The organism is Pseudomonas sp. 1912-s (genome assembly GCF_029269205.1).
In the GTDB taxonomy this organism is placed as follows: Bacteria; Pseudomonadota; Gammaproteobacteria; order Pseudomonadales; family Pseudomonadaceae; genus Aquipseudomonas.
Window position 1 is genome coordinate 135473 of the sequence record NZ_JARIXR010000003.1, and the last position, 23324, is coordinate 158796.

General features: G+C 61.5%; 17 protein-coding genes. 9 read left to right on the plus strand and 8 right to left on the minus strand.

The window, feature by feature from the left end; all coding sequences use genetic code 11:
* Positions 1 to 8 precede the first annotated feature (8 nt).
* The 3 genes from P3C29_RS05335 to P3C29_RS05345 all read right to left on the minus strand — a co-directional run bounded on the left by P3C29_RS05335 (position 9) and on the right by P3C29_RS05345 (position 5002).
* Positions 9 to 2042: an ABC transporter permease subunit gene (locus P3C29_RS05335; RefSeq protein ID WP_275964113.1), complete on the minus strand. Its 2034-nt coding sequence runs from the start codon at positions 2040 to 2042 to the stop codon at positions 9 to 11.
* Between the two features lie 430 nt (positions 2043 to 2472).
* Positions 2473 to 3462: a phosphate ABC transporter substrate-binding protein PstS gene (locus P3C29_RS05340; RefSeq protein ID WP_003213401.1), complete on the minus strand. Its 990-nt coding sequence runs from the start codon at positions 3460 to 3462 to the stop codon at positions 2473 to 2475.
* A 250-nt stretch (positions 3463 to 3712) separates the two neighbouring features.
* Positions 3713 to 5002, minus strand: coding sequence for an MFS transporter (locus tag P3C29_RS05345; protein WP_010168327.1), 1290 nt, complete (start codon positions 5000 to 5002; stop codon positions 3713 to 3715).
* A gap of 457 nt (positions 5003 to 5459) precedes the next feature.
* Here P3C29_RS05345 and P3C29_RS05350 point away from each other — a divergent pair, with 457 nt between their 5' ends.
* Both P3C29_RS05350 and P3C29_RS05355 read left to right on the plus strand, forming a co-directional pair.
* On the plus strand, positions 5460 to 5864 hold the full coding sequence (locus P3C29_RS05350; protein ID WP_003176975.1) for an acyl-CoA thioesterase: 405 nt from the start codon (positions 5460 to 5462) through the stop codon (positions 5862 to 5864).
* Positions 5865 to 5922: 58 nt separating this feature from the next.
* Positions 5923 to 6822: a D-hexose-6-phosphate mutarotase gene (locus tag P3C29_RS05355; RefSeq protein ID WP_275964040.1), complete on the plus strand. Its 900-nt coding sequence runs from the start codon at positions 5923 to 5925 to the stop codon at positions 6820 to 6822.
* Positions 6823 to 6942: 120 nt separating this feature from the next.
* Here the strand turns inward: P3C29_RS05355 and P3C29_RS05360 are convergent, their stop codons facing one another.
* From P3C29_RS05360 to P3C29_RS05380, 5 genes are all read right to left on the minus strand, one after another.
* Entirely contained in the window at positions 6943 to 7479 is a 537-nt protein-coding gene (locus tag P3C29_RS05360; protein WP_010168335.1) for a DUF3299 domain-containing protein, read from the minus strand.
* 78 nt (positions 7480 to 7557) lie between these two features.
* Positions 7558 to 7803, minus strand: coding sequence for a GlsB/YeaQ/YmgE family stress response membrane protein (locus tag P3C29_RS05365; protein ID WP_010168336.1), 246 nt, complete (start codon positions 7801 to 7803; stop codon positions 7558 to 7560).
* A 104-nt stretch (positions 7804 to 7907) separates the two neighbouring features.
* Entirely contained in the window at positions 7908 to 8993 is a 1086-nt protein-coding gene (locus tag P3C29_RS05370; RefSeq protein ID WP_083356067.1) for a 5-(carboxyamino)imidazole ribonucleotide synthase, read from the minus strand.
* Positions 8994 to 9004: 11 nt separating this feature from the next.
* Positions 9005 to 9496 (minus strand): 5-(carboxyamino)imidazole ribonucleotide mutase, encoded by a 492-nt coding sequence (gene purE, locus P3C29_RS05375; RefSeq protein ID WP_003213411.1) that lies wholly within the window; start codon positions 9494 to 9496, stop codon positions 9005 to 9007.
* A gap of 316 nt (positions 9497 to 9812) precedes the next feature.
* A complete protein-coding gene (locus P3C29_RS05380) occupies positions 9813 to 10736 on the minus strand; it encodes a LysR substrate-binding domain-containing protein (protein ID WP_010168340.1) in 924 nt (307 codons plus the stop codon).
* A gap of 181 nt (positions 10737 to 10917) precedes the next feature.
* Here P3C29_RS05380 and aspA point away from each other — a divergent pair, with 181 nt between their 5' ends.
* The 7 genes from aspA (at position 10918) to P3C29_RS05415 (ending at position 23321) form a co-directional block, all read left to right on the plus strand.
* Positions 10918 to 12342 (plus strand): aspartate ammonia-lyase, encoded by a 1425-nt coding sequence (gene aspA, locus P3C29_RS05385; protein ID WP_010168341.1) that lies wholly within the window; start codon positions 10918 to 10920, stop codon positions 12340 to 12342.
* A gap of 392 nt (positions 12343 to 12734) precedes the next feature.
* The gene (locus P3C29_RS05390; protein WP_275964041.1) at positions 12735 to 14186 is read left to right on the plus strand and encodes an alanine/glycine:cation symporter family protein; all 1452 of its coding nucleotides are present in this window, start codon (positions 12735 to 12737) and stop codon (positions 14184 to 14186) included.
* A gap of 86 nt (positions 14187 to 14272) precedes the next feature.
* Positions 14273 to 15259 (plus strand): asparaginase, encoded by a 987-nt coding sequence (locus P3C29_RS05395; protein WP_275964042.1) that lies wholly within the window; start codon positions 14273 to 14275, stop codon positions 15257 to 15259.
* 50 nt (positions 15260 to 15309) lie between these two features.
* Positions 15310 to 16302 (plus strand): AraC family transcriptional regulator, encoded by a 993-nt coding sequence (locus P3C29_RS05400; protein WP_201125730.1) that lies wholly within the window; start codon positions 15310 to 15312, stop codon positions 16300 to 16302.
* Positions 16303 to 16435: 133 nt separating this feature from the next.
* Entirely contained in the window at positions 16436 to 17470 is a 1035-nt protein-coding gene (locus P3C29_RS05405; protein WP_275964043.1) for a histone deacetylase family protein, read from the plus strand.
* On the plus strand, positions 17467 to 18558 hold the full coding sequence (locus tag P3C29_RS05410) for a polyamine ABC transporter substrate-binding protein (protein ID WP_201125732.1): 1092 nt from the start codon (positions 17467 to 17469) through the stop codon (positions 18556 to 18558). The genes P3C29_RS05405 and P3C29_RS05410 overlap by 4 nt, the downstream gene beginning before the upstream one ends.
* A 125-nt stretch (positions 18559 to 18683) precedes the next feature.
* Positions 18684 to 23321 (plus strand): DUF6543 domain-containing protein, encoded by a 4638-nt coding sequence (locus P3C29_RS05415; protein WP_275964044.1) that lies wholly within the window; start codon positions 18684 to 18686, stop codon positions 23319 to 23321.
* Positions 23322 to 23324 lie beyond the last annotated feature (3 nt).

The following is a 23324-nucleotide window of genomic DNA, read 5'->3' on the forward strand; positions in this document are numbered from 1 at the left end:
TACCTTTCTTAAAGCGACGAGTATTTCTTGCGCAGACGCTGACGGATCAGCTCGGCGAGGGTGTTCATGATGAAGGTGAACAGCAGCAGCACCAGCGCCGAGAGGAACAGCACGCGGTAGTGGCTGCCGCCGACTTCCGACTCGGGCATTTCCACCGCGACGTTCGCCGCCAGGGTGCGCAGGCCTTCAAACAGGTTCATCTCCATCACCGGCGTGTTACCGGTGGCCATCAGCACGATCATGGTTTCACCCACCGCACGGCCCATGCCGATCATCAGCGCCGAGAAGATGCCCGGGCTGGCGGTCAGGATCACCACGCGTGTCATGGTCTGCCATGGCGTGGCGCCCAGGGCCAACGAGCCAAGGGTCAGGCCGCGTGGCACGCTGAACACGGCGTCTTCGGCGATGGAGTAGATGTTCGGGATCACCGCAAAACCCATGGCCAGGCCGACGACCAGGGCGTTGCGCTGGTCGTAGGTGATGCCCAGGTCGTGGGAGATCCACATGCGCATGTCGCCGCCGAAGAACCAGGTTTCCAGGTACGGGCTCATGTACAGCGAGAGCCAGCCCACAAACAGGATCACCGGGATCAGGATCGCGCTTTCCCAGCCATCCGGGACCCGCAGGCGGATCGACTCCGGCAGGCGGCTGAAGATGAAGCCGGCCACCAGGATGCCGATCGGCAGCAGCATCAGCAGGCTGAAAATCCCCGGCAGATGCCCTTCCACATACGGCGCCAGGAACAGACCGGCGAAGAAACCGAGGATCACCGTCGGCATCGCTTCCATCAACTCGATCACCGGCTTGACCTTGCGGCGCAGGCTCGGGGCCATGAAGTAAGCGGTGTAGATCGCAGCGGCAACCGCCAGTGGCGCCGCCAGCAGCATGGCGTAGAACGCGGCCTTCAGGGTGCCGAAGGTCAGCGGGGCCAGGCTCATCTTGGGTTCGAAGTCGGTGTTGGCGGCGGTCGATTGCCAGACGTATTTAGGCTCGTCGTAGTTTTCGTACCAGACCTTGCTCCACAACGCGCTCCAGGACACTTCCGGGTGCGGGTTGTCCAGCAGCAGCGGTTGCAGCTTGCCGCCGGCTTCGACGATCACCCGGTTGGCCCGTGGCGACATGCCGAAGATCCCGGTGCCCTCGACCACCGGGTCCACCAGCAGCGTGCGGTGGGCGGTGCTGTGGAACACGCCGAACTTGCCGGAGGCGTCGAGGGCGGTGAAGCCTTTGCGACGTTCTTCGGCGGTGATTTCAACGATAGGCGCGGTGCCCATCTGGAAAGTACGAATCTGTTTCAGACGCTGTTCGCCGTCCGGGTCACGGGCCATGAACCACTGCGCCAGGCCACCGCTGGAGTTACCGATGATCAGCGAGATGCCGCCCACCAGTTGGGTGCTGGCGGTGACTTGCGCAACGCCGTCTTCCAATAATTTGTATCGACCGTTGAGGCTGTTGTCCCGCAGGCTGAACACGTCGGCCTGGGCGCGGCCGTTGATCACGTACAGCCACTGCTGGCGCGGATCGACGAAAATGGCTTTCACCGGCTCGGTCATTTGCGGCAGTTCGATGCGCTTCTGCTCGGTGGTGACTTCCTCGGTCATCATGTTTTCTTCACGGCTGATAGACAGCACGTTCAGATGGGCGCCGCTGGAACCGGCCACCACCAGCGTCGAGTCGGTAGCATTCAAGGCTACGTGCTCAAGGGAACGACCTTGTTCGTCGAGGACGATCGGCGTTTCGCCGTAAGGGTATTCAATGGCGGGCGAGATGGTCTTCTTGCCGTCCGGGTACGACACTTTATAGGTATGGCGGAACACCAGGGACTGGCCGTTAGACAGGCCGAGGATCACCAGCGGGCTGCCCGGCTGGTCCTCACCAATGGAAGCAACTGTCACACCGGCCGGCAATGGCAGGTCAACGCGCTTGAGTTCGGCCCCCGTATCAACGCTGAAGAACAGTGCCTGGCCCCTGTCGGAAACCCGCATGGCGACCTGGTTCTGTTCTTCCATGGAAATCATCAGCGGCTTGCCGGCGTCCTGCAGCCAGGCCGGCGTCAGGGCCTCTTCCTTGGTCAGGTTGGCGCCGTGGAACAGCGGCGCGACCACATAGGCAAGAAAGAAGAAGATCAAGGTGATCGCGCCCAGCACGGCGAGGCCGCCAATCAGCACGTACCAGCGGGTCAGGCGATCCTTGAGCGCGCGGATTCGGCGCTTGCGTTGCAGCTCAGGCGTATTGAAATCAATGCGCTTGGGGGGAGAAGTCGTCGTCATGGTGGAATTGGCCAGATCATTCATGCGCACACCCTAGCGATCCTGTATGACAGAAAGATGACAATGCAGTGACGCAAGAAATCCGCCGCGCAGCGTAGCTGGCAGCAGACTGAAAAATGGGAGGCGAGGTCCAGGTCCTGCAGACCCCGCCCAGGTCTTGAACCGCGGCTAAACCCCGGCTCAAGACAAGTTTACCGGCGGCTTATTTGCCACCTTCTTTCAGGCCCAGGTCAGCCAGTGCCTTGGCGGCAACTTTGGCTGGCAGCGGGATGTAGCCGTCTTTCACTACCACTTCCTGGCCCTGTTTGGACAGAACCAGCTTCACGAACTCGGCTTCCAGCGGGGCCAGAGGCTTGTTCGGGGCTTTGTTGACGTAAACGTAGAGGAAGCGCGACAGCGGGTATTTACCGTTCAGGGCGTTTTCTTCGCTGTCTTCGATGAAGTCAGTGCTGCCTTTCTTGGCCAGGGCCACGGTTTTCACGCTGGCGGTTTTGTAACCGATGCCCGAGTAACCGATGCCGTTCAGCGAGGAGCTGATGGACTGCACAACCGACGCCGAACCTGGTTGTTCGTTCACGTTAGGTTTGTAGTCGCCTTTGCACAGGGCTTCTTCCTTGAAGTAGCCGTAGGTGCCGGACACCGAGTTACGACCGAACAGTTGCACTGGCTTGTTGGCCAGGTCGCCGGTCACGCCCAGGTCGCCCCAGGTCTTGACGTCAGCTTTGGCGCCGCACAGACGCGTCGAGGAGAAGATCGCGTCGACTTGTTCCATGGTCAGGTGCTGGATCGGGTTGTCCTTGTGCACGAACACGGCCAGGGCATCCACGGCAACCGGGATAGCGGTTGGCTTGTAGCCGTACTTCTGCTCGAAGGCAGCCAGTTCGGTGTCCTTCATCTTGCGGCTCATCGGGCCCAGGTTGGAGGTGCCTTCAGTCAGCGCAGGAGGTGCAGTGGCGGAGCCGGCGGCCTGAATCTGGATGTTGACGTTCGGGTATTCCTTTTTGTAACCCTCAGCCCACAGGGTCATCAGGTTTGCCAGGGTATCGGAACCAACGCTGGACAGGTTGCCCGACACACCAGTGGTCTTCACATAAGCCGGAATGGCCGGGTCAACACCAGCGGCTACCGCGTTAGCGGTCGCAACGCCAGCAGCGACAAAAGTCATTGCCGCCATCAAACGTTTCAGTTTCATGCCTTGCTCCTAGCAGATAGGGATAATTGGATCGGGGCCAAGTATCGGTAGGCCGTGTGAACACTCTATGTCCGTAATATGACAATTAGATGAAAGGCCATCATTCATGAAAAACCTGACAGGAAGGGGCAGTTCAATAAATTCGGGGGCTTGCGAGGAGGTTGAAGCGATAGGAGCGACGTACCAGAAATACTCTGTAATCCATGATCGTTCCTACGCTGGTGCGTAGGAACGATCTTCAACTAGCGGCTTACCGCCCGCGCTTCCACAGATAAGCACCCACCAGCATGCCCATGGTGCAGATCACTGCCACGTAGTACGCCGGGCCCATCGGGCTTTCCTTCATCAGCAGCGACACCACCAGCGGCGTCAGGCCGCCGAACACCGCGTACGCCACGTTGTAGGAGAACGACAGACCGCTGAAGCGCACCACTGGCGGGAAGGCTTTCACCATCACGTAGGGCACCACGCCGACCGTGCCCACAAACAGGCCGGTCAGGGTATACAGCGGGAACAGCCAGTCAGGATGATTGGCGAGGCTGTGGTACAGCGTCCAGGAAGTTGCCAGCAGCAATGCGCAACCGGCGATCAGCACACGGCCCGCACCGAAGCGGTCAGCCAGGGCGCCGGAAATGATGCAACCAATGCTCAGGGTAACGATGGCCAGGCTGTTGGCTTGCAGCGAAACAGTCGGGCTGAAGTGGTAGACGGTCTGCAACACGGTCGGGGTCATCAGGATCACGACGACGATGCCGGCCGAGAGCAACCAGGTCAGCAGCATCGACAGCACGATGGCCCCACGGTGATCACGCAACACCGCGCGCAAGGGCAGTTCAGCCGCCAGGGTCTTGCGCTGCTGCATCTCGGCGAAAATCGGGGTTTCATGCAGCCAGCGACGCAGGTACACCGACAGCAGGCCAAACACACCGCCCAACAGGAAAGGAATCCGCCAGGCGTAATCCGACACCTGCTCCGGGCTATAGAGGGTGTTGATGGCGGTCGCCACCAGCGAACCCAAAAGGATGCCCGCCGTCAGGCCGCTGGTCAGGGTACCGCAGGCATAACCGATATGACGCGGCGGCACGTGCTCGGACACGAACACCCAGGCGCCCGGCACTTCACCGCCAATCGCTGCGCCCTGGATCACGCGCATCAGCAACAGCAGGATCGGCGCCCACAGGCCGATCTGTGCGTAGGTGGGCAGCAGGCCCATGATCAGGGTCGGCACGGCCATCATGAAGATGCTCAGGGTGAACATCTTCTTGCGCCCCAGCAGGTCGCCGAAGTGCGCCATGATGATCCCGCCCAGCGGCCGCGCCAGGTAGCCTGCGGCGAAGATGCCGAAGGTCTGCATCAAGCGCAGCCATTCGGGCATGTCGGCGGGGAAGAACAGCTTTCCGACCACCGTGGCAAAAAACACGAAAATGATGAAGTCGTAGAACTCCAGCGCCCCGCCCAAGGCAGACAGCGACAGGGTTTTGTAGTCGTTGCGGGTCAGCGGGCGCGAAGGTTGCGCGCTGCTTGCGGGCACGGAGGACATGGCAAGGCTTCTCTTATAGTAGTCAGGACGGCAAGCCCGGGACTTGCGGCAGGCTTGGCAAGATAGCAAATCGCTTGAAAAAGCACAGCGTTGAGCAGTTAACAGTTCAGATGAGCGAAATATTCCCGTCGCAGACGTGCAATTAACATGAGCAGGAGCACAGTTGCCGGAAAAAGCCGCGATACAGCGTCTATTTACCGACCAAATGAGCCGCAGGAGGTCGTCGTGGCGCCGACGGCTCGATATACTCGGCCATTGCAAGCGCCAGACCCGCATCCTTGAGGGGCTGCTGTGCCAAAACGCCGTTGGCTGCCCGCCAGCCGATTTGGCAGAGTTTCCCTTTAGTACGCCTTACGAGAAACGCATCGAGCGGTGTATGTTGGTGCTGAAACGTTTTTCCAGAAGACGGCTATCCACTTGAAATACCCATGAAGCGTCACGGGTCAGAGGCACCGGCATGATCGAACTCGAACAAGAAGATCCTATCCCGCAAGGCGATCTCGCCCTGCAAATCACCGCACTCCCGCGTGAAACCAACGGTTTCGGCGACATCTTCGGCGGCTGGCTGGTCGCGCAGATGGACCTGGCCGGCACGGCCATGGCGAGCAAGGTTGCCGGAGGCCGCGTGGCGACCGTAGCGATTGACCGCATGGCATTCCTGGTGCCAGTGGCAGTCGGCGCACAGTTGTCCTTCTATACCCAGGCCCTGGAAATCGGCCGCAGCTCGATCCAGATGATGGTCGAAGTGTGGAGCGACGACCCGCTGTCCAGCGAATGGCGCAAGGTCACCGAGGCGGTGTTTGTGTTCGTTGCCATCGACGGCAGCGGTCGCACCCGGTCGGTTCCGTCGCGGGCGCGTTAAACATCGCGACGTTTTGACGGTCCATTGCCCCATTGTCTGCCATTGAGAGCGCGTGCCTATGTCTACACCCAACGTTGAAACCGTAAAACTGGATGAGCTGAACGCATGGCGCATCCGCCATAACGGCGCCGAATTGGTGGTGGCCCAGCAAGGCGCACATATCGTCAGTTACCAGCGCACCGGCGAGAAGCCGCTGATCTGGCCCAACGACGACGTGGTGTTCAAGAAAGGCAAAGGCATTCGCACCGGCGTGCCGGTGTGCTGGCCGTGGTTTGGTGTATTCGACCGCAACCCGCAAAGCGTCAAGGCCATGTATCAGGGTGACGAGCCGGCGGGCGCGCATGGTTTCGTGCGGACCGCCGACTGGGCGTTGGTGGGCGTTGAAGCTGAAGGCACAGCACTGCGCGTGGAGCTGGAACTGCCGGTGCCCGAAGGTGGCTTCCCGGGCTGGCCCCATCAGGTCGACCTGAAGATGAGCCTCCTGCTGGATGATCAGTTGCACATTCGCCTGACCAGCCATAACCACGGCACCGAGACCGTCAGCCTCAGCCAGGCACTGCACAGCTACTTTGCGGTCAGCGATGTGCGCAAGGTGCAGGTCGAAGGTTTGGACGGCCTGGCCTATATCGATACCGCCGACGGCTGGACCCACAAGCAACAATCCGGGCTGTTGCACTTCACCGCCGAGACCGACCGCATCTACCTCGACACGCCGGCGCAGCTGAACATTGTCGATAAAGACTGGCAACGCCGTGTTCAGCTCACCAGCACAGGCTCGCGCTCGACGGTGATCTGGAACCCGTGGACCGAACGTGCCAAGGCCTTCAGCGACATGGCCGACGACGGCTGGCAGGGCATGCTCTGCATCGAGACCGCGAACGTGCTGGACGATGCGGTAACGCTCGCGCCGGGCGAAAGCCATACCCTGGGTGTGAGCATCAGCGGTATCGCCCTGTAAACCCAATCAAATGTGGGAGCTGGCTTGCCTGCGATAGCGGAGTGTCAGGCGACAGAGATGTCGACTGTCAGGCCCTCATAGCAGGCAAGCCAGCTCCCACATTTTGAATGGCGTCGCGGCTTACAAGTCCGACTCTTTGACCACCCGCACTTTCCCTGCATCCAGCGCATAGGCCGCATCGGCCAGGTCGTTGTTGACCTTCTCCACCTTCAGCGTGCCCGTCACCCACAGCGGCGTGTAGATATCATCCAGCTTCAACCCCTTGGGATAACGCACCAGCACCAACTGGTTGGGCGGCGGTGGCGGCACGTGGATGCACGCGCCCGGGTAAGGCACCAGGAAGAACAGCGTGCTGCGGCCCTTGGCGTCGGTTTCGAGTGGCACGGGGTAGCCGCCGATACGGATGTTCTTGCCGTTCATGGCGGCCACGGTCTTGGTCGAATACATCACCGCCGGCAAGCCCTTGCTCTGCTTCAGGCCGCCCTTGGCCGTGAAGGTGCCTTGGGCTTCCGGGGAGTTGTGGTCGATCTCGGGCATTTCTTCGAGGGCTTTCTGGTCCGACTTGGGCATCAGTTCCAGCCAGTCGGTTTCCGGCAGTTCGCCAGCGTGCGCCAGGCCAGAGCCCAGCAAGAGGAGAGTCAACAGAAGACGGCGCATGGAGAGGCTCGGCAAGGATTACAGTGCCGGCATTCTAGCCCTCTGCGCCTGCGCAGCGCAGAGGGCTTGGTCGCTAAATTACTTCTTTCTCAGCAGACCGTAGATCACCAGCAACACGATCGCACCGATCAGTGCACCGATAAAGCCTGCGCCCTGGCCTGCCTGGTAGATACCCAGTGCCTGGCCACCATAGGTTGCAACCAGCGAACCGGCGATACCCAGCAGGATGGTCATGATCCAGCCCATGCTGTCGTCGCCTGGCTTCAGGAAACGCGCCAGCAGGCCAACGATCAAGCCGATAAAGATGGTTCCAATGATACCCATGGCATTTCCCTCTGAATGAAGTGAACTCAGTCAAAGCCTAGTCAGACTTTGGCTTCCTGCAATCAGAGGGTGGCGGGTACCAATGGTTCCCGCCCCGCCTTGGCTTATTGCTCGGCGATCAGCGCTTCGACCTTGAGGATCTGCGCTTGCAGCGTCGCGCGGTCCTTGCAACGCAGGTTGGCGTGGCCGACCTTGCGCCCGGCCTTGAAGGCCTTGCCGTAATGATGCAGGTGGCAGTCATCGATCGCGATCACACGCTCAACCGGCGGTACCACGCCGATGAAGTTGAGCATCGCGCTCTCACCGACCTTGGCCGTGGAGCCCAACGGCAAGCCCGCCACCGCCCGCAGGTGGTTTTCGAACTGGCTGCACTCGGCGCCTTCGGTGGTCCAGTGCCCGGAGTTGTGCACCCGCGGGGCGATTTCGTTGGCCTTCAGGCCGCCGTCGACTTCAAAGAACTCGAACGCCATCACGCCGACGTAATCCAGCTGCTTGAGCACTCGGCTCGAATAATCTTCGGCCAGGGCTTGCAGCGGGTGATCGGTGCTGGCCACGGACAGCTTGAGGATGCCGCTGTCGTGGGTGTTGTGCACCAGCGGGTAGAAACGGGTTTCGCCATCGCGGGCACGCACGGCGATCAGCGAGACTTCACCGGTGAACGGCACGAAGCCTTCCAGCAGGCAGGCGACGCTGCCCAGCTCGGCGAAGGTACCGACCACGTCGGCAGCGGTGCGCAGGACTTTCTGGCCCTTGCCGTCGTAACCCAGGGTGCGGGTTTTCAGCACGGCCGGCAGGCCGATGGAGGCGACTGCAGCGTCCAGGTCGGCCTGGGACTGGATGTCGGCGAAGGCCGGCGTCGGGATGCCCAGGTCCTTGAACATGCTCTTCTCGAACCAGCGGTCGCGAGCGATGCGCAAGGCTTCGGCGCTCGGGTACACCGGCACGAACTGCGACAGGAAGGCCACGGTTTCAGCCGGGACGCTTTCGAACTCGAAGGTCACCAGGTCGACTTCATCGGCCAGTTGGCGCAGGTGATCCGGGTCGCTGTAGTCAGCCCGCAGGTGTTCACCCAGCGCCGCCGCGCAGGCGTCTGGCGCCGGGTCCAGGAAAGCGAAGTTCATCCCCAGCGGCGTACCCGCCAGGGCCAGCATGCGGCCCAGTTGGCCGCCACCGATTACACCGATTTTCATCGTCAACAACCTCAGGCAATGCGTGGGTCTGGATTGTCCAGGACGCTGTCTGTCTGCTCAGCCCGGAATTTTTTCAGCGCCGCATGGAACTGCGGGTGCTTGGCACCGAGGATGCTGGCGGACAGCAATGCTGCGTTGATCGCGCCGGCCTTGCCGATCGCCAGGGTGGCCACCGGAATACCGGCGGGCATCTGCACGATGGACAACAGCGAATCCACGCCCGAGAGCATCGACGACTGCACCGGTACGCCCAGCACGGGCAGGTGAGTCTTGGCTGCACACATGCCTGGCAGGTGAGCTGCACCGCCGGCACCGGCGATGATCACCTCGATGCCACGGGATTCTGCTTCATCGGCATACTGGAACAGCAAATCCGGAGTGCGGTGGGCGGAAACCACCTTCACTTCGTAGGGAATGCCGAGTTTTTCCAGCATATCGGCGGTGTGGCTAAGGGTGGACCAATCGGACTTGGAGCCCATGATCACGCCAACCAATGCACTCATCGTCGTGCCTCTTCTCTCTGGGCGCCCACAGGCGCGTCAAAAAACAACAAGCCACGCGGGAAATCCGGCGTGGCTTGGTGTACGAATTAAGGCCGGTTGGACCGGCCGAAGGCCGCGCAGTATACCGTAATAATGCAGATAAACAGCCCCTGGAATGACCATCTGTCTAGCGGGGCAAAGCGGCGGTTTTATTGACTTTCAGGTCAGCGAAAACACCGCAAAACCCTGTAGGAGCTGGCTTGCCTGCGATAGCGGTGTATCAGCCAACATTTCAGGCGCTGACCCACCTCAATCGCAGGCAAGCCAGCTCCCACATTTAACCGCGTTCAGCCGCCGGATTCTGCGCCGCCCCCCCTTCCAGCTTGCGCCACAGCAACCGCACATTCGCCTTGCGCACCAGGGCGCAGCGGTACAAACGAATCTCCAGCGGCACATGCCATTGCGGGCCGCCGCACACCACCAGTTCGCCCCGCGCCAACTCCGCCCGCACGCTCAACTGCGGCACCCAGGCAATGCCCAGGCCTTCGAGGGCCATGCTTTTCAGGCTGTCGGCCATGGCGGTTTCGTAAATGGTGGTGAAGCGCAGCGCCCGCTGGCGCAGCAACAGGTTTACCGAACGCCCGAGAAAGGCGCCGGCACTGTAGGCCAGCAGCGGCACACTGCCCTCGCCTTCGAGGTCGAACAGCGGCTTGCCGTCGGCATCGGCGGCGCACACCGGCAGCATCTCAGTGTTGCCCAGGTGCAGCGACGGGAAGATCTCCGGGTCCATCTGCATCGCAGCGTCCGGGTCGTAGAACGCCAGCATCAAGTCGCAGCCGCCTTCGCGTAGCGCATGCACGGCGTCGCCGACGTTGGTGGCGACCAACCGGGTGGCGATGTTCAATCCTTCATTACGCAACTGTGCGATCCAGCGCGGGAAGAAGCCCAGCGCCAGGGAGTGCGCCGCCGCCACCTGCATGACTTCGCCCTGCCCGCCTTCCAGGTGATGGAGGTGGCGCAGTACCTCGCCGAGCTGCTCGACCACGGTACGCGCGGTGACCAGGAACAACTGCCCCGCCGCCGTCAGCTCGACCGGCGTGCGCGAGCGATTGACCAGGGTCAGCCCCAGCGCCGCCTCCAGGCTGCGGATGCGCCGACTGAACGCCGGCTGGGTGACAAAGCGCCGCTCAGCCGCCTGGGAGAAGCTGCGAGTGGCCGCCAGGGCGCTAAAGTCTTCCAGCCATTTGCTTTCAAGGTTCATCACATCCTCCCGGGGCACGCACCATTTTGGCACACACGTCCGTCATGGTAACGGGGTCACACCGACATTATGCCGTTTATGCATAGGCCAGTGTTTAACAGCATTGGCCCAAAACCTCCCGCAAGCCTAGCATTCACAGCGTTCCGGCCTAGCCCGGGTCCATATCGAGATGATTTCCGTCATGTCCTCCGCTGCATCTTTCCGCACAGAAAAAGACCTGCTTGGCGTACTCGAAGTACCCGCTCAAGCGTATTACGGCATCCAGACCCTGCGAGCGGTGAATAACTTCCGCCTCTCGGGCGTTCCGATTTCGCATTACCCGAAATTGGTGGTCGGCCTGGCAATGGTCAAGCAAGCGGCCGCTGACGCCAACCGCGAGTTGGGCCAGCTCAGCGAAGCCAAGCACGCTGCCATCAGCGAAGCCTGTGCCCGCCTGATCCGCGGCGATTTCCACGAAGAGTTCGTGGTGGACATGATTCAAGGCGGCGCTGGCACTTCAACCAACATGAATGCCAACGAAGTCATCGCCAACATCGCGTTGGAGGCCATGGGCCACAACAAGGGCGAATACCAATACCTGCACCCCAACAACGACGTGAACATGGCGCAGTCGACCAACGACGCCTACCCGACCGCGATCCGCCTGGGTCTGCTGCTGGGCCACGACGCACTGCTGGCCAGCCTCGACAGCCTGATCCAGTCGTTTGCGGCCAAGGGTGAAGAATTCAGCCACGTCCTGAAAATGGGCCGTACCCAGCTGCAAGACGCCGTGCCGATGACCCTCGGCCAGGAATTCCGAGCCTTTGCCACCACCCTCGGTGAAGACCTGGCCCGCCTGAAAACCCTGGCACCCGAGCTGTTGACCGAAGTGAACCTGGGCGGTACTGCCATCGGTACCGGCATCAACGCCGACCCGCGTTACCAGGCCCTGGCCGTTCAACGCCTGGCCACCATCAGCGGCCAGCCGCTGGTACCGGCTGCCGACCTGATCGAAGCCACCTCCGACATGGGCGCCTTCGTACTGTTCTCCGGCATGCTCAAGCGTACGGCGGTGAAGCTGTCGAAGATCTGCAACGACCTGCGCCTGCTGTCCAGCGGCCCACGCACCGGCATCAACGAGATCAATCTGCCGGCCCGCCAGCCAGGCAGCTCGATCATGCCCGGCAAGGTCAACCCGGTAATCCCGGAAGCCGTGAACCAGGTGGCGTTCCAAATCATCGGTAACGATTTGGCGCTGACCATCGCGGCCGAAGGCGGCCAGCTGCAACTGAACGTGATGGAGCCGCTGATCGCCTACAAGATCTTCGACTCGATCCGCCTGCTGCAACGCGCCATGGACATGCTGCGCGAGCACTGCATCGTCGGCATCACTGCCAACGAAGCCCGCTGCCGCGAGCTGGTGGAACACTCCATCGGCCTGGTCACCGCGCTGAACCCGTACATCGGCTATGAAAACGCCACCCGTATCGCCCGTATCGCCCTTGAAAGCGGCCGCGGCGTGCTGGAACTGGTGCGCGAAGAAGGCTTGCTCGACGACGCCATGCTCGACGACATCCTGCGCCCCGAAAACATGATTGCCCCACGTTTGGTCCCGCTGAAGGCCTAAGCGTTTGTTGCACCGCTCACCAGGTTGAGGGACTAGACACCTCTCACCTTTTGAGGGCCTGAAGGCTCGTTCTTCAGGCCCTTTTTTTTGCCTCAAGGTTGTGAAATGACGCCAATAAAAACTCCAAGATCGCCCAGCAAACCCGCCTTGCCCGTAACGCCTTGGCTGAAACCTTTAATCGCCTCGTGCAGACGGATCACACACTCCTAGGTATAGTGCCGCCCCTCTTCGCGTCAGCGGTCGTCGGTAACGAGACCCTGGGAAGCGCGAAACCGCATGAATAACAACACCCGCAAAAGGATTGGGGTCGAAGCGTCGTGCACTGCCTGGTGCTAAACGATGCGTCGGACCGTCCTGCGTTTGCCATTAGAAAAATCAGCGAGGAACACTCCATGCTAGAAGTCATCAACGACTTCCTCTCAGGGAAAGTATTGATCGTGCTCATTGTCGGGCTCGGTGGTTACTTCACGATCCGCTCGCGTTTCGTTCAGTTGCGTCACTTTTTCCACATGTTTTCGGTGTTTCGCGACAGCCTGAAAAGCAGCACCGGCCAACTCAGCTCGTTCCAGGCGCTGATGCTCAGCCTCGCCGGGCGCGTGGGTGCCGGCAACATCGCAGGCGTCGGCATTGCCGTGACCCTGGGTGGCCCGGGCGCCGTGTTCTGGATGTGGGTTACCGCACTGGTGGGCATGTCTTCGAGCTTTATCGAGTGCTCCCTCGGCCAGCTCTACAAGCGCACCGACGCTGAAGGCACCTACCGTGGCGGCCCGGCTTACTACATTCAGCACGGCCTGCAAAAACGCTGGCTGGGCATGGTGATGGCGTTCCTGCTGCTGGTGACCTTCGGTTTCGCCTTCAACGGTCTGCAAGCCCACGCCGTGACTCACTCGCTGAACAATGCGTTTGGCCTGGACACCACCTACACCGGCCTGGCCCTGGCCGTGCTGCTGGGCCTGGTGTTCATCGGCGGGATCAAGCGTATCGCCTCGATCGCCGACCTGCTGGTACCGGTCAAGACCCTGGTCTACATCGCCGTGACCCTGTACGTGATCGTGCTGCAATTCGACCACGTGCCGGCCATGCTCGCGACCATCGTCAAGAGCGCTTTCGGCCTCGACCAAGCCTTCGGTGGCCTGGTGGGCAGCGCGATCATCATGGGCGTGAAACGCGGCGTGTTCGCCAACGAAGCCGGCCTGGGCAGTGCGCCTAACGTGGCCGCAGTGGCCTCGGTTGAACACCCGATCGCCCAAGGCGTGGTGCAAGCGTTCAGCGTGTTCCTCGACACCTTCGTGATCTGCACCTGCACCGCGTTGCTGATCCTGCTATCCGGTTTCTACACCCCGGGCTTCGAAGGCGACGGCATTGCCCTGACCCAGAACTCCCTGGCGGCGGTGGTCGGTGACTGGGGCCGGATGTTCATCTCGGTGGCCCTGGCGTTGTTCGTGTTCACCTCGATCATGTACAACTACTACCTCGGCGAGAGCAACCTGCGCTTCATTGTGGGCGACAACCGCAAGGTGTTGATGGGCTACCGCGCGCTGGTGCTGGTGCTGATTTTCTGGGGCTCCATCGAGAACCTCGGCACCGTGTTCGCCTTTGCCGACATCACCATGACCATGCTCGCGTTCGTCAACCTGTTCGCCCTGGCGTTCCTGTTCAAGATCGCCATGCGCATCCTGAATGACTACGACAACCAGCGCGCGGCGGGCATCAAGACGCCGGTGTTTGATTCCAGCAAGTTCCCGGACCTGGACCTGGACCGCAAGGCCTGGCCGGCGAATCCGGTGAAGCCTGAGCCAGCCGCTCAAGCAACGGCAGAGCTGAACGCTCAAGCGCAACGCTAAGCGTCGCACGCCCAGATAGATGACACGCCGCCCGGCCTTGGGCATGCTCTGGGCCCGGCGGCGTTTTTCGTTCAGGAGATTCTTCGATGTCCCCAGCTACTAACATCATGGTGCTCTACACCGGTGGCACCATCGGCATGCAGGCCAGCGCCAACGGCCTGGCACCCGCTTCGGGTTTTGAAGCGCGCATGAGCGAGTTCCTCGCCAGCCAACCCCATATCAACGTCCCTGCCTGGCGCTTCCGGGAAATGTCGCCGCTGATCGACAGCGCCAACATGACGCCCGCCTACTGGCAGCGCTTGCGTGTGGCGGTGATCGAAGCGGTGGATGCCGGCTGCGACGCCGTGCTGATCCTGCACGGCACCGACACCCTGGCCTACAGCGCGGCGGCCATGAGCTTCCAGTTGCTGGGCTTGCCGGCGCCGGTGCTGTTTACCGGCTCGATGCTGCCCGCCGGCGTACCCGACAGCGATGCCTGGGAAAACGTCAGCGGCGCGCTGGTGGCCTTGGGCGAAGGCCTGGCGCCGGGCGTGCAGCTGTACTTCCACGGCACGCTGATGGCGCCGACCCGGTGCGCGAAGATTCGCAGTTTTGGTCGCCATCCGTTTGCCGCGTTGCAGCGCAATGGCGGCGTGGCCAAGGCGGATCATCTTCCCGCCGCGCTGGATTACCGTCACGACAAGGCCCTGGCCAACGTCGGCGTGCTGCCGCTGGTGCCTGGCATCGCCGCGCAGCAACTGGATGCCCTGGTCGACAGCGGTATTCAAGCGCTGGTGCTGGAATGCTTCGGCAGTGGCACTGGCCCCAGCGACAACCCCGAGTTCCTTGCCAGCCTCCAGCGCGCGCAGGACCAGGGCGTGGTCGTCGTCGCCATCACCCAGTGCCATGAAGGCGGCGTAGAGCTGGATGTGTACGAAGCCGGCAGCCGCTTGCGCGGCGTGGGCGTACTGTCTGGCGGCGGCATGACCCGCGAAGCGGTGTTCGGCAAGCTCAATGCGCTGATTGGCGCCGGACTGGGGAATGCCGAAATCCGGCGCCTGGTGGAGCTCGACCTGTGTGGCGAGCTGAGCTGACCGGCATATAACTTGCTCCGCTTCCAGCCATCCCCTGGCTGGAAGCACCCATGCTGCACTCCCACCTCACCACCCTCAACGCCGTCTCCCTGGTGCTTGGCACCTTCAAGGACCAGGGCCTGCCCGGCGATGCGTTGCTCGAAGGCAGCGGCATCTGCCCGGCGGACTTGAGCCGTGCCGACACGCGCATCACCACCAACCAGGAGATGCGCGTGTGTGCCAACGCCGTGGCGCTGCAGCGGGATATCGGCCTGGAACTGGGCCGGCGCATGCACGTTTCGTCCTACGGCATGCTCGGCTACGCCCTGCTCACCAGTGCCACCTTCGGTGACGCTTTACGTTTGGCCCTGCGTTATCCGGCGCTGTTGGGAACACTTTTCGAGCTGAGCCTGGTGGAGGACGGCGAGCGCATCTGGTTCAGCGCCAGTGATTATCGGGAGAACCCGGCGCTGGAAACCTTCAATGTCGAGTTCTGCCTGGTCTCATTGAAAGTCATCTGCGACGACCTGCTCGGCCATCCGCTGCCATTGCGCGGTGCGCGCTTTGAATACGACGCGCCGGACTATCAGGCGCGTTACCGCGAGCGCTTCGACTGCCCGTTGCAGTTTCAAGCCACCGCCAATGCCTTTGCGTTCGACAAGCACTGGCTGGACCAGCCGTTACCCCTGGCCGACGCCGTCACCCACCAGGCCATGGCCGAGCGTTGCCGCAAGCAGAACCTGGAGTTCACCGGGCGCCAGGCGTGGCTGGGCCGGATTCGCCACGTGCTCGCCAGCCAATTGCAGTCGGCGCCGGGCCTTGAGGGGTTGGCCCAACAGATGAACTGCTCGGCCCGCACCTTGCGCCGGCACCTGCACGACCAGGGTTGCAGCTACCAGGAACTGCTCGACGAGCTACGCTTCGAGCGGGCCAAGCAGCTGCTGGGCGAGGACGAGCTGCCGATCTACCGGATTGCCGAAGCACTGGGGTTTAGTGAAACCGCAAGTTTCCGCCACGCGTTTGTGCGCTGGAGCGGCGTGGCGCCGAGCCAATTTCGCGCATGACGCCCCATTGAGGGGCGAATTGCGGTCACACACATTGGCCGTATTTATCCCCTTTTGGCCGCTCCTGCCGTTCTCATAAACCCCGCCCGCCGCAAGACTGCCTGCACCGATACAGCCTGCGGAGAACAACAATATGCTGACGATCTACTCGGACGATCACCACCTGCACCACGGCCGCTGCGAACTGATGGACGGGCAACTGATGCCCTGCTTTGAAATGCCCTCCCGCGCCGACCATGTGCTGCACCGGGTCCAGGACCGCGAACTGGGCCCGGTGCTCGCGCCGGTGGATTTTGGCCTGGCACCGCTGCAACGCATCCACAGCGCGGCCTACCTGGACTTCTTCAAGGGCGCCTGGCAACGCTGGACAGCATTCAACCAGGACGGCGACTTGCTGCCCTACACCTGGCCCGCCCGCACCTTGCGCAAGGTGATCCCCACCAGCCTGCACGGCCAACTCGGCTATTACAGCTTCGACGGCGGCGCGCCCATTACCGCCGGCACCTGGCAAGCGGCCTACAGCGCAGCGCAGGTTGCACTGACCGCCCAACAGGCCATCCAGCAAGGCGCCCGCAGTGCGTTCGCCCTGTGTCGACCGCCTGGCCATCACGCCGCCAGCGACTTGATGGGCGGCTATTGCTACCTCAATAACGCCGCCATCGCCGCCCAGGCGTTTCTCGACCAGGGCCACAAGAAGGTCGCGATCCTTGACGTGGATTACCACCACGGCAACGGCACCCAATCAATTTTCTATGAGCGCAGCGATGTGCTGTTCACATCGATCCACGGCCACCCGGAAGCGGAGTTTCCGTTCTTCCTCGGTTATGCCGATGAACTGGGGGAAGGCCCGGGTGAAGGGTTCAACTTCAACTATCCGCTGCCAGCCGGTTCGGGCTGGGCTACCTGGAGCGCGGCGCTGGAGCAGGCCTGCAATGAGATCCAGCGCTATGGCGCCGACGTCGTGGTGGTGTCGTTGGGCGTCGACACGTTCAAGGACGACCCCATCTCGCAGTTCAAGCTCGACAGCCCGGACTACCTCACCATGGGCGCCCGCATCGCCCAACTGGGCAAGCCGACCCTGTTTGTGATGGAAGGCGGTTACGCCGTCGAAGAAATCGGCATCAACGCCGTCAACGTTCTGGAAGGTTTTGAGGGGGCAGCATCATGAACATGCTCAAGCATCTGGTCCTGTGCGCCGCAGTGTTCAGCGGCGTGGCACACGCCGAAGAAACCACCTTGCGGGTCTACAACTGGTTCGACTACATCACCCCCAAGGCCCTGGAAGACTTCAAGGCCCAGAACCCCAGGATCAAACTGGTCTACGACATTTTCGACACCAACGAAGCCCTGGAAGCCAAGCTGCTCACCGGTAACTCCGGCTACGACGTGGTGGTGCCGTCCAACGTGTTCCTGGCCAAGCAGATCGAAGCCTCGGTGTTCCAGCCCCTGGACCGCAGCAAGCTGCCCAACTGGAACCACCTCGATCCCAAGCTGATGAAGCTGATCGAGGCCAACGATCCCGGCAACAAATTCGCCGTGCCCTACATGTACGGCACCATCCTCATCGGCTTCAACCCGGACAAGGTCAAGGCTGCGCTGGGCGCCAATGCACCGGTGGACAGCTGGGACCTGATCTTCAACGAAGAGAACATCAGCAAGCTCAAACAGTGCGGCGTGGCCCTGCTGGACTCACCGTCGGAAATTCTGCCGCTGGCCCTGCAACACCTCGGGCTGGACCCCAACAGCAGCGACCCCAAGGACTACGTGAAAGCCGAAGCCTTGCTGATGAAGATCCGTCCGTACATCACCTACTTCCACTCCTCCAAATACATGGCGGACATCGCCAACGGCGACATCTGTGTGGCAGTCGGTTATTCCGGCAGCTTCTCCCAGGCCGCCAACCGCGCCAAAGAAGCGAAGAACGGCGTGACCGTGGACATGCGCCTGCCCAAGGAAGGCGCGCCGATCTGGTTCGACATGCTCGCAATTCCCAAAGGCGCCAAAGACCCGGAGGACGCCTACACCTTCATCAACTACTTGCTGCAACCCGGGGTGATTGCACCGATCAGCGACTTTGTCGGCTACCCCAACCCCAACAAGGACGCCACCAACCTGGTGGACCCGGCGATCCGCAACAACCCCAACCTGTACCCCACCGAAGCGGCCATGGCCACGCTCTACACCTTGAAACCCCTGGGCCGTGATGCCGAACGCGCCCGCACCCGGGCCTGGACCAAGATCAAATCCGGGACCTGACGCACCTGTGGCGAGGGCACTGGGTCCCTCGCCACACGCTGCACAGTTAACTACCACCCGCCCCCCGGCAGGCACCGCTACTTTCTGGCAATCCGATCGCTCTTCTGCCAGCAAGGAATGCCTGCATGCCCCAGCCCTCCACCGAACAAGAATCCCTCAACGGCAATTCGCTGCTGACCCAACTGACCACCGGCCCGTCCATCCGCGAAGTGGCTGCAAAAATTTTGCGGCCGGCGTTGAAGGAGCTGTATCCCGAACTGGATATCGACCCGGACCTGGCCGTTGTCGTCTCGCCAGTCTGGTTAATCGTCAATGACCAGGTCGTGCCCGGCTTGCCCCATCACGAATCGCTCACCGGCGCACTCGCACGGCGCGCCGTTTCCGAAAAGCCCCTGACCTACATCGACGGTGAGCACTACCTGACCGACCGCGCCGCCAGCGGCCCGGACATCCACCTGCCGGTGCGTATCGACGCCATCGCCCGGCTGATCAATGAATGTGCTCCGCTGCTGTTCATCGCGTATCAGGAACAACAACTGGAGTTCTGGAACCAGACCGATGGCCCCCGGGGCACTCGCTGGCAGGCCTTCGCCAACGCCTTGCGCAATGCCTGGGATATCAAGGACTCCGTGGGTTGGGGCGAGGACGAATGTGCCATGGCGAAGAACGTATTCCTGTACCCGGATTACGCCGTGCGCCTGCCCAATGACAAATACCGCACCCGGGCCTACCTGATCGACATTGATATCGACAAAGGTCCCCATACCCGACACATCAGCCTCGCCGCGCTCGCCATCCTGATCGGCACCCATGACCAACACACGATGATCCTCACGTACTCGATTGCCAACGGGTACCAACCGTTCGACAGCCTGGACGACCTGGGCAAGGCGCTGGTCCTGCAAGCGACCAACCCCGAGGATAAAGCGCTGCAATGGCGGCTCTACGAACCCCAGGGGGATTTTTTCGAGTACCAGGCGTGCGCCCTTATCGGCCTGCAGCTCGATGCCATTGGTAGAATCGCCCCGGGGACCCCGTCCCTGGGGACCAACGATGAGATCGCCGAGCGTGGACAACTGGAATTCGGGCAGTTGTCATCAGACGACAGGGACAAGCTGGAAAAAATCAGCGATGCCCTGCCCGACTGGTTGAACACCGCAAGCTCTGCCGACCTGTCCCGCTATAGCCGCTACCTGTTCGACATCGCCACCCTCAATACCCGCACCGGCAATAAAACCTACCAGGACAGTATTCCACTGATTGGTGACTACGCCCTGCAGGCCATCGCCGACGCCATGGCCAAGACCCTGACACCCGCCCAGAAAACCGACCTGGGCCTGGTGGCAAATGGTACTCAACTCAGCCAGCAACTGATGCTCAAGCTCAGGCACGTGCAAATTACCGTGACCAGCCAGGTCGTCTGGGGGTTATTCACCGCCCCCGGCCTGACCAGCACCGTCACCTTCAGCCTCGAAGAACTGGCCCTGCAAAACCTGATCGCGCTGCCGTTGGGGAACAAGGTCGCGCAGTACAACGATGGTCGTAGCGTGCCGACCTGGATGAGCGTGACGTACCTGCAAGACCTGATCACCCAAGTGAACATTGGCGATCAATATCCCAAGCTGGTCAAAACCACCCTGCTCGACGACCCGGTGCAGTCACTGGCGCGGCAAACCCTCTATACCGATCAACTGCGCCTGCAACTGCCGTTGCTGGCGCTGCAATACAAGATCCGCAGCCAGTACGGTGTGGATGAACAAGGCTACCGTTATGTCTGCGCGGCCATGGCATCCGACCCCAACCTGCGCCGCGTGAACGGCTACACCGTGGTCATTCGGCCCCTGGCGTTTATTCCCACGCGCCGCACCAGTCAGGCCGCCGATCAGGTCAGCAACATGTTCGTCATAGGCCCGCAGAACCCGGCCAACGGCCCCTGCCTCTTGTATCGCCCCCAGGCCACGAGACAGTTGATGCAGTTTGCCTCACCGAACAACCTGATTTACGCCATCAAACAATCCACCGAACTGCGCGAGTCGGTGTTGGCCTGGCTACCCGACAGCGTGCGTTCCGACTACGCACAGTTTGTATTTCCCGGCGCCCTCCTTGCTTCGCCCAGAACCTTGTCCACGCTGGTGGTAGAGCCGTGGCTGGCGTTGAGCATGACCGGGCCGGTCATTCTCGGCAGCCAGACCCTCCACGACGACGATTTGGCGGCGCTGTTCACCGCCAACGCGAAGGCACTGGTGGACCTCGCCGACAAGCAGTCAGTGTCCAACGCAGAATCCCGCTGGGAAAGTTTCAAACGGGCCGGCTGGATGATCTTCAATGCCGCCCTGCCCTTTTTGGGCAAAACTGTCGGCACGGCCGCCTGGGTCGGCCAACTGATCAATGATGTACAGGAAGCCATCGACGCCAGCGAACGTGGCGACAGCGAGGTCAAATGGTCCGCCTTGACCGACATTTTCCTCAACCTGGGCATGGCCCTGGCGTTGCACCTGGCCAGCCGACAACCGACGGTTGTGCAGACCGGGAAACCCGTCGTGGGCGCTCCGGAAACGCTCCCCACGACCGAGACGGCAAGCCAACTGCCCACGACTCAACTACCGGATATCCAGACACCCGACCTGCCCGGCGGCCACGAGCTTTCGCTGCACACCCTCGGCGCCTTGACCCGCAAGCCATTGAGCCTGAAAAAGACCCTCGACAGCTTCAGCGTCACGCGCCCCGAAACACTGGGCGCGCAGCAAACCCAGCCTGGCTCGCACCAGCACCTCTACCCTCTCAATGATCAGTGGTATGCCCCGGTGGGCGAACGCTGGTTCAAGGTACAAGTGGACGAAAACGATACGGTGCTGATCATCGACGCCAAACAGCCCGAGCGCCTGGGCCCGGTGTTGGTCAACAACCGCGTGGGCCAATGGTTTATCGATACACGCCTGCGCCTGCGCGGCGCAGGGTTTCGCAGCCGGATGAAGAAAGGCCAGCGGCTCAAACCCGTCACGATTACCGGGCTGCGTGAACAACTGGAGACCTTTGACCGCCAGGAAGCCAAAGAAAGTGCCGCGCTCGAGGCCGCCCGTAGTGTCAGCAGAGCCGCATCACCCGGCACGTCCGCCAGCGCACTCACGACCTTCATTGCCACGCTGGATAAACGTCGGGGGGAGTACGACGCACCGATCGCCCAACTGAAGTCATTGAACCTGCTCGACGTTGTGCCGGACTATTCGAAGCGCATGCTCAGGTACCTGGAAAGCCAGTTGCTCATTGCACAAGCTGGCATCAACGAACAAGTGACGGATTTCCAAAAAGACCTGGCCGCCAGTGGGCAGGGTATGGACAGTGACCCGCAGGAAGTCTTCGCCCGTCGGCGCGTGGCCGATAAAACCCTGAACATGATCACCCAATTGGAATACGTTCGTTCGCGCTTCAAGTACCTCAGGGAACTGGGCGCCGAGGGGGTAAAGCTGGAACTGCGCACCCGCGAAAACCTGCCGCAGTTTGACCTGGATGACTTGAAGGGTTTCCGTATTTCACTGGCTCGCACCCTGTGCCTCCAGGAGAACAGCACCGCAGACATGACTGAAGCGCGCAACAGCATCAACGATATTGTCCTGGCCGCCCAACTCGCCGTCCAGAGTTCCCGTGACCTGATGGAGACGCGGGCTGAACTTGACCTGGACGCACACATCGAGGCGCTGGATGACGTCGCCGATCAATTTATCGTGATCAACCAGAATCTGCTGGATCTGCCAGGCGAGTACCCCGAGCTGATAGTGAAGGATTCAGTGGAGGACCTGCGCAAACAGATCGACGAATACGCCCAACGGGCCATGCAGTCTCTGAGCGCTGCGCTGCGCGAACGCAAAGCCCAGGACGCCAGAGCCGAGGCAGACGCGTCATCAAGCGCATCTGCCCGGCCCAAAAAGACCGTCATCAAGACTCGCTTCAAGGGTGTGGTCGTCGGTGAACCTCGCGAAAACGATCCCGACTTTGTAGACATCAAGGAACCCCTGACCCATAAGGTCATTGCCACCTTTCACAAAAAGGATTCAGGCAACTGGGTAGAACATGCGCACCCGTCCCCGCCCGCCACTCGCGCACCTGCCGTAAGCGTGCCCAACAGCCTGAAAGAGGCCCAGGCATTGCTGGACGATGTCGATGCTTTTATCGAGCGTACCACCGCAAAGGCTGACCAACCCCAACGGCTGCCGGTGGAGATCGAGGAAAAATTCGAGCGCCGGGCGCAAACCCTGGAACAGGCCAAGCGCGGCGTCGAGCAAGCCGCCAACGCCACTAACGAAACCGACAATATCGCCTCCGAGGCGATGAACCGACAACTTGATGAGGCCGTGAAAAAGCTCTACCGCACAGGTCGCCGCGTCAGGCTCGACATGCTCAAGAATCGCCTGCCCACGGCCGCCCATATAGAACTGTTGTCCACCGAAGGAGAGGTGACCATTCATGCGTCAGGCGTTCGCCGGAGGCTCAAAGGCCCGAAAAAGGATTTCATGCAGGAGTACGAGATACGCGACCAGAAAACCAGCCGGGCGCTGTGGTATGCCCACTTTCACTACGCAAGCCTGAATGCGCCCAACGAGGCATACATTGTGGCCCACCTGAAAAGCCTGGAACAACGCCGGCTAGGGGGCGCCTTCGAAGAATATGAAGGCATGCCCGTACAGCTACGCCGGGCCATCTATCGCGCCAAAATCGGCCCGCACCTGGCTCGGTCATTGTTCTTGAGCAAGGCGCCCGCCACCTGAGCC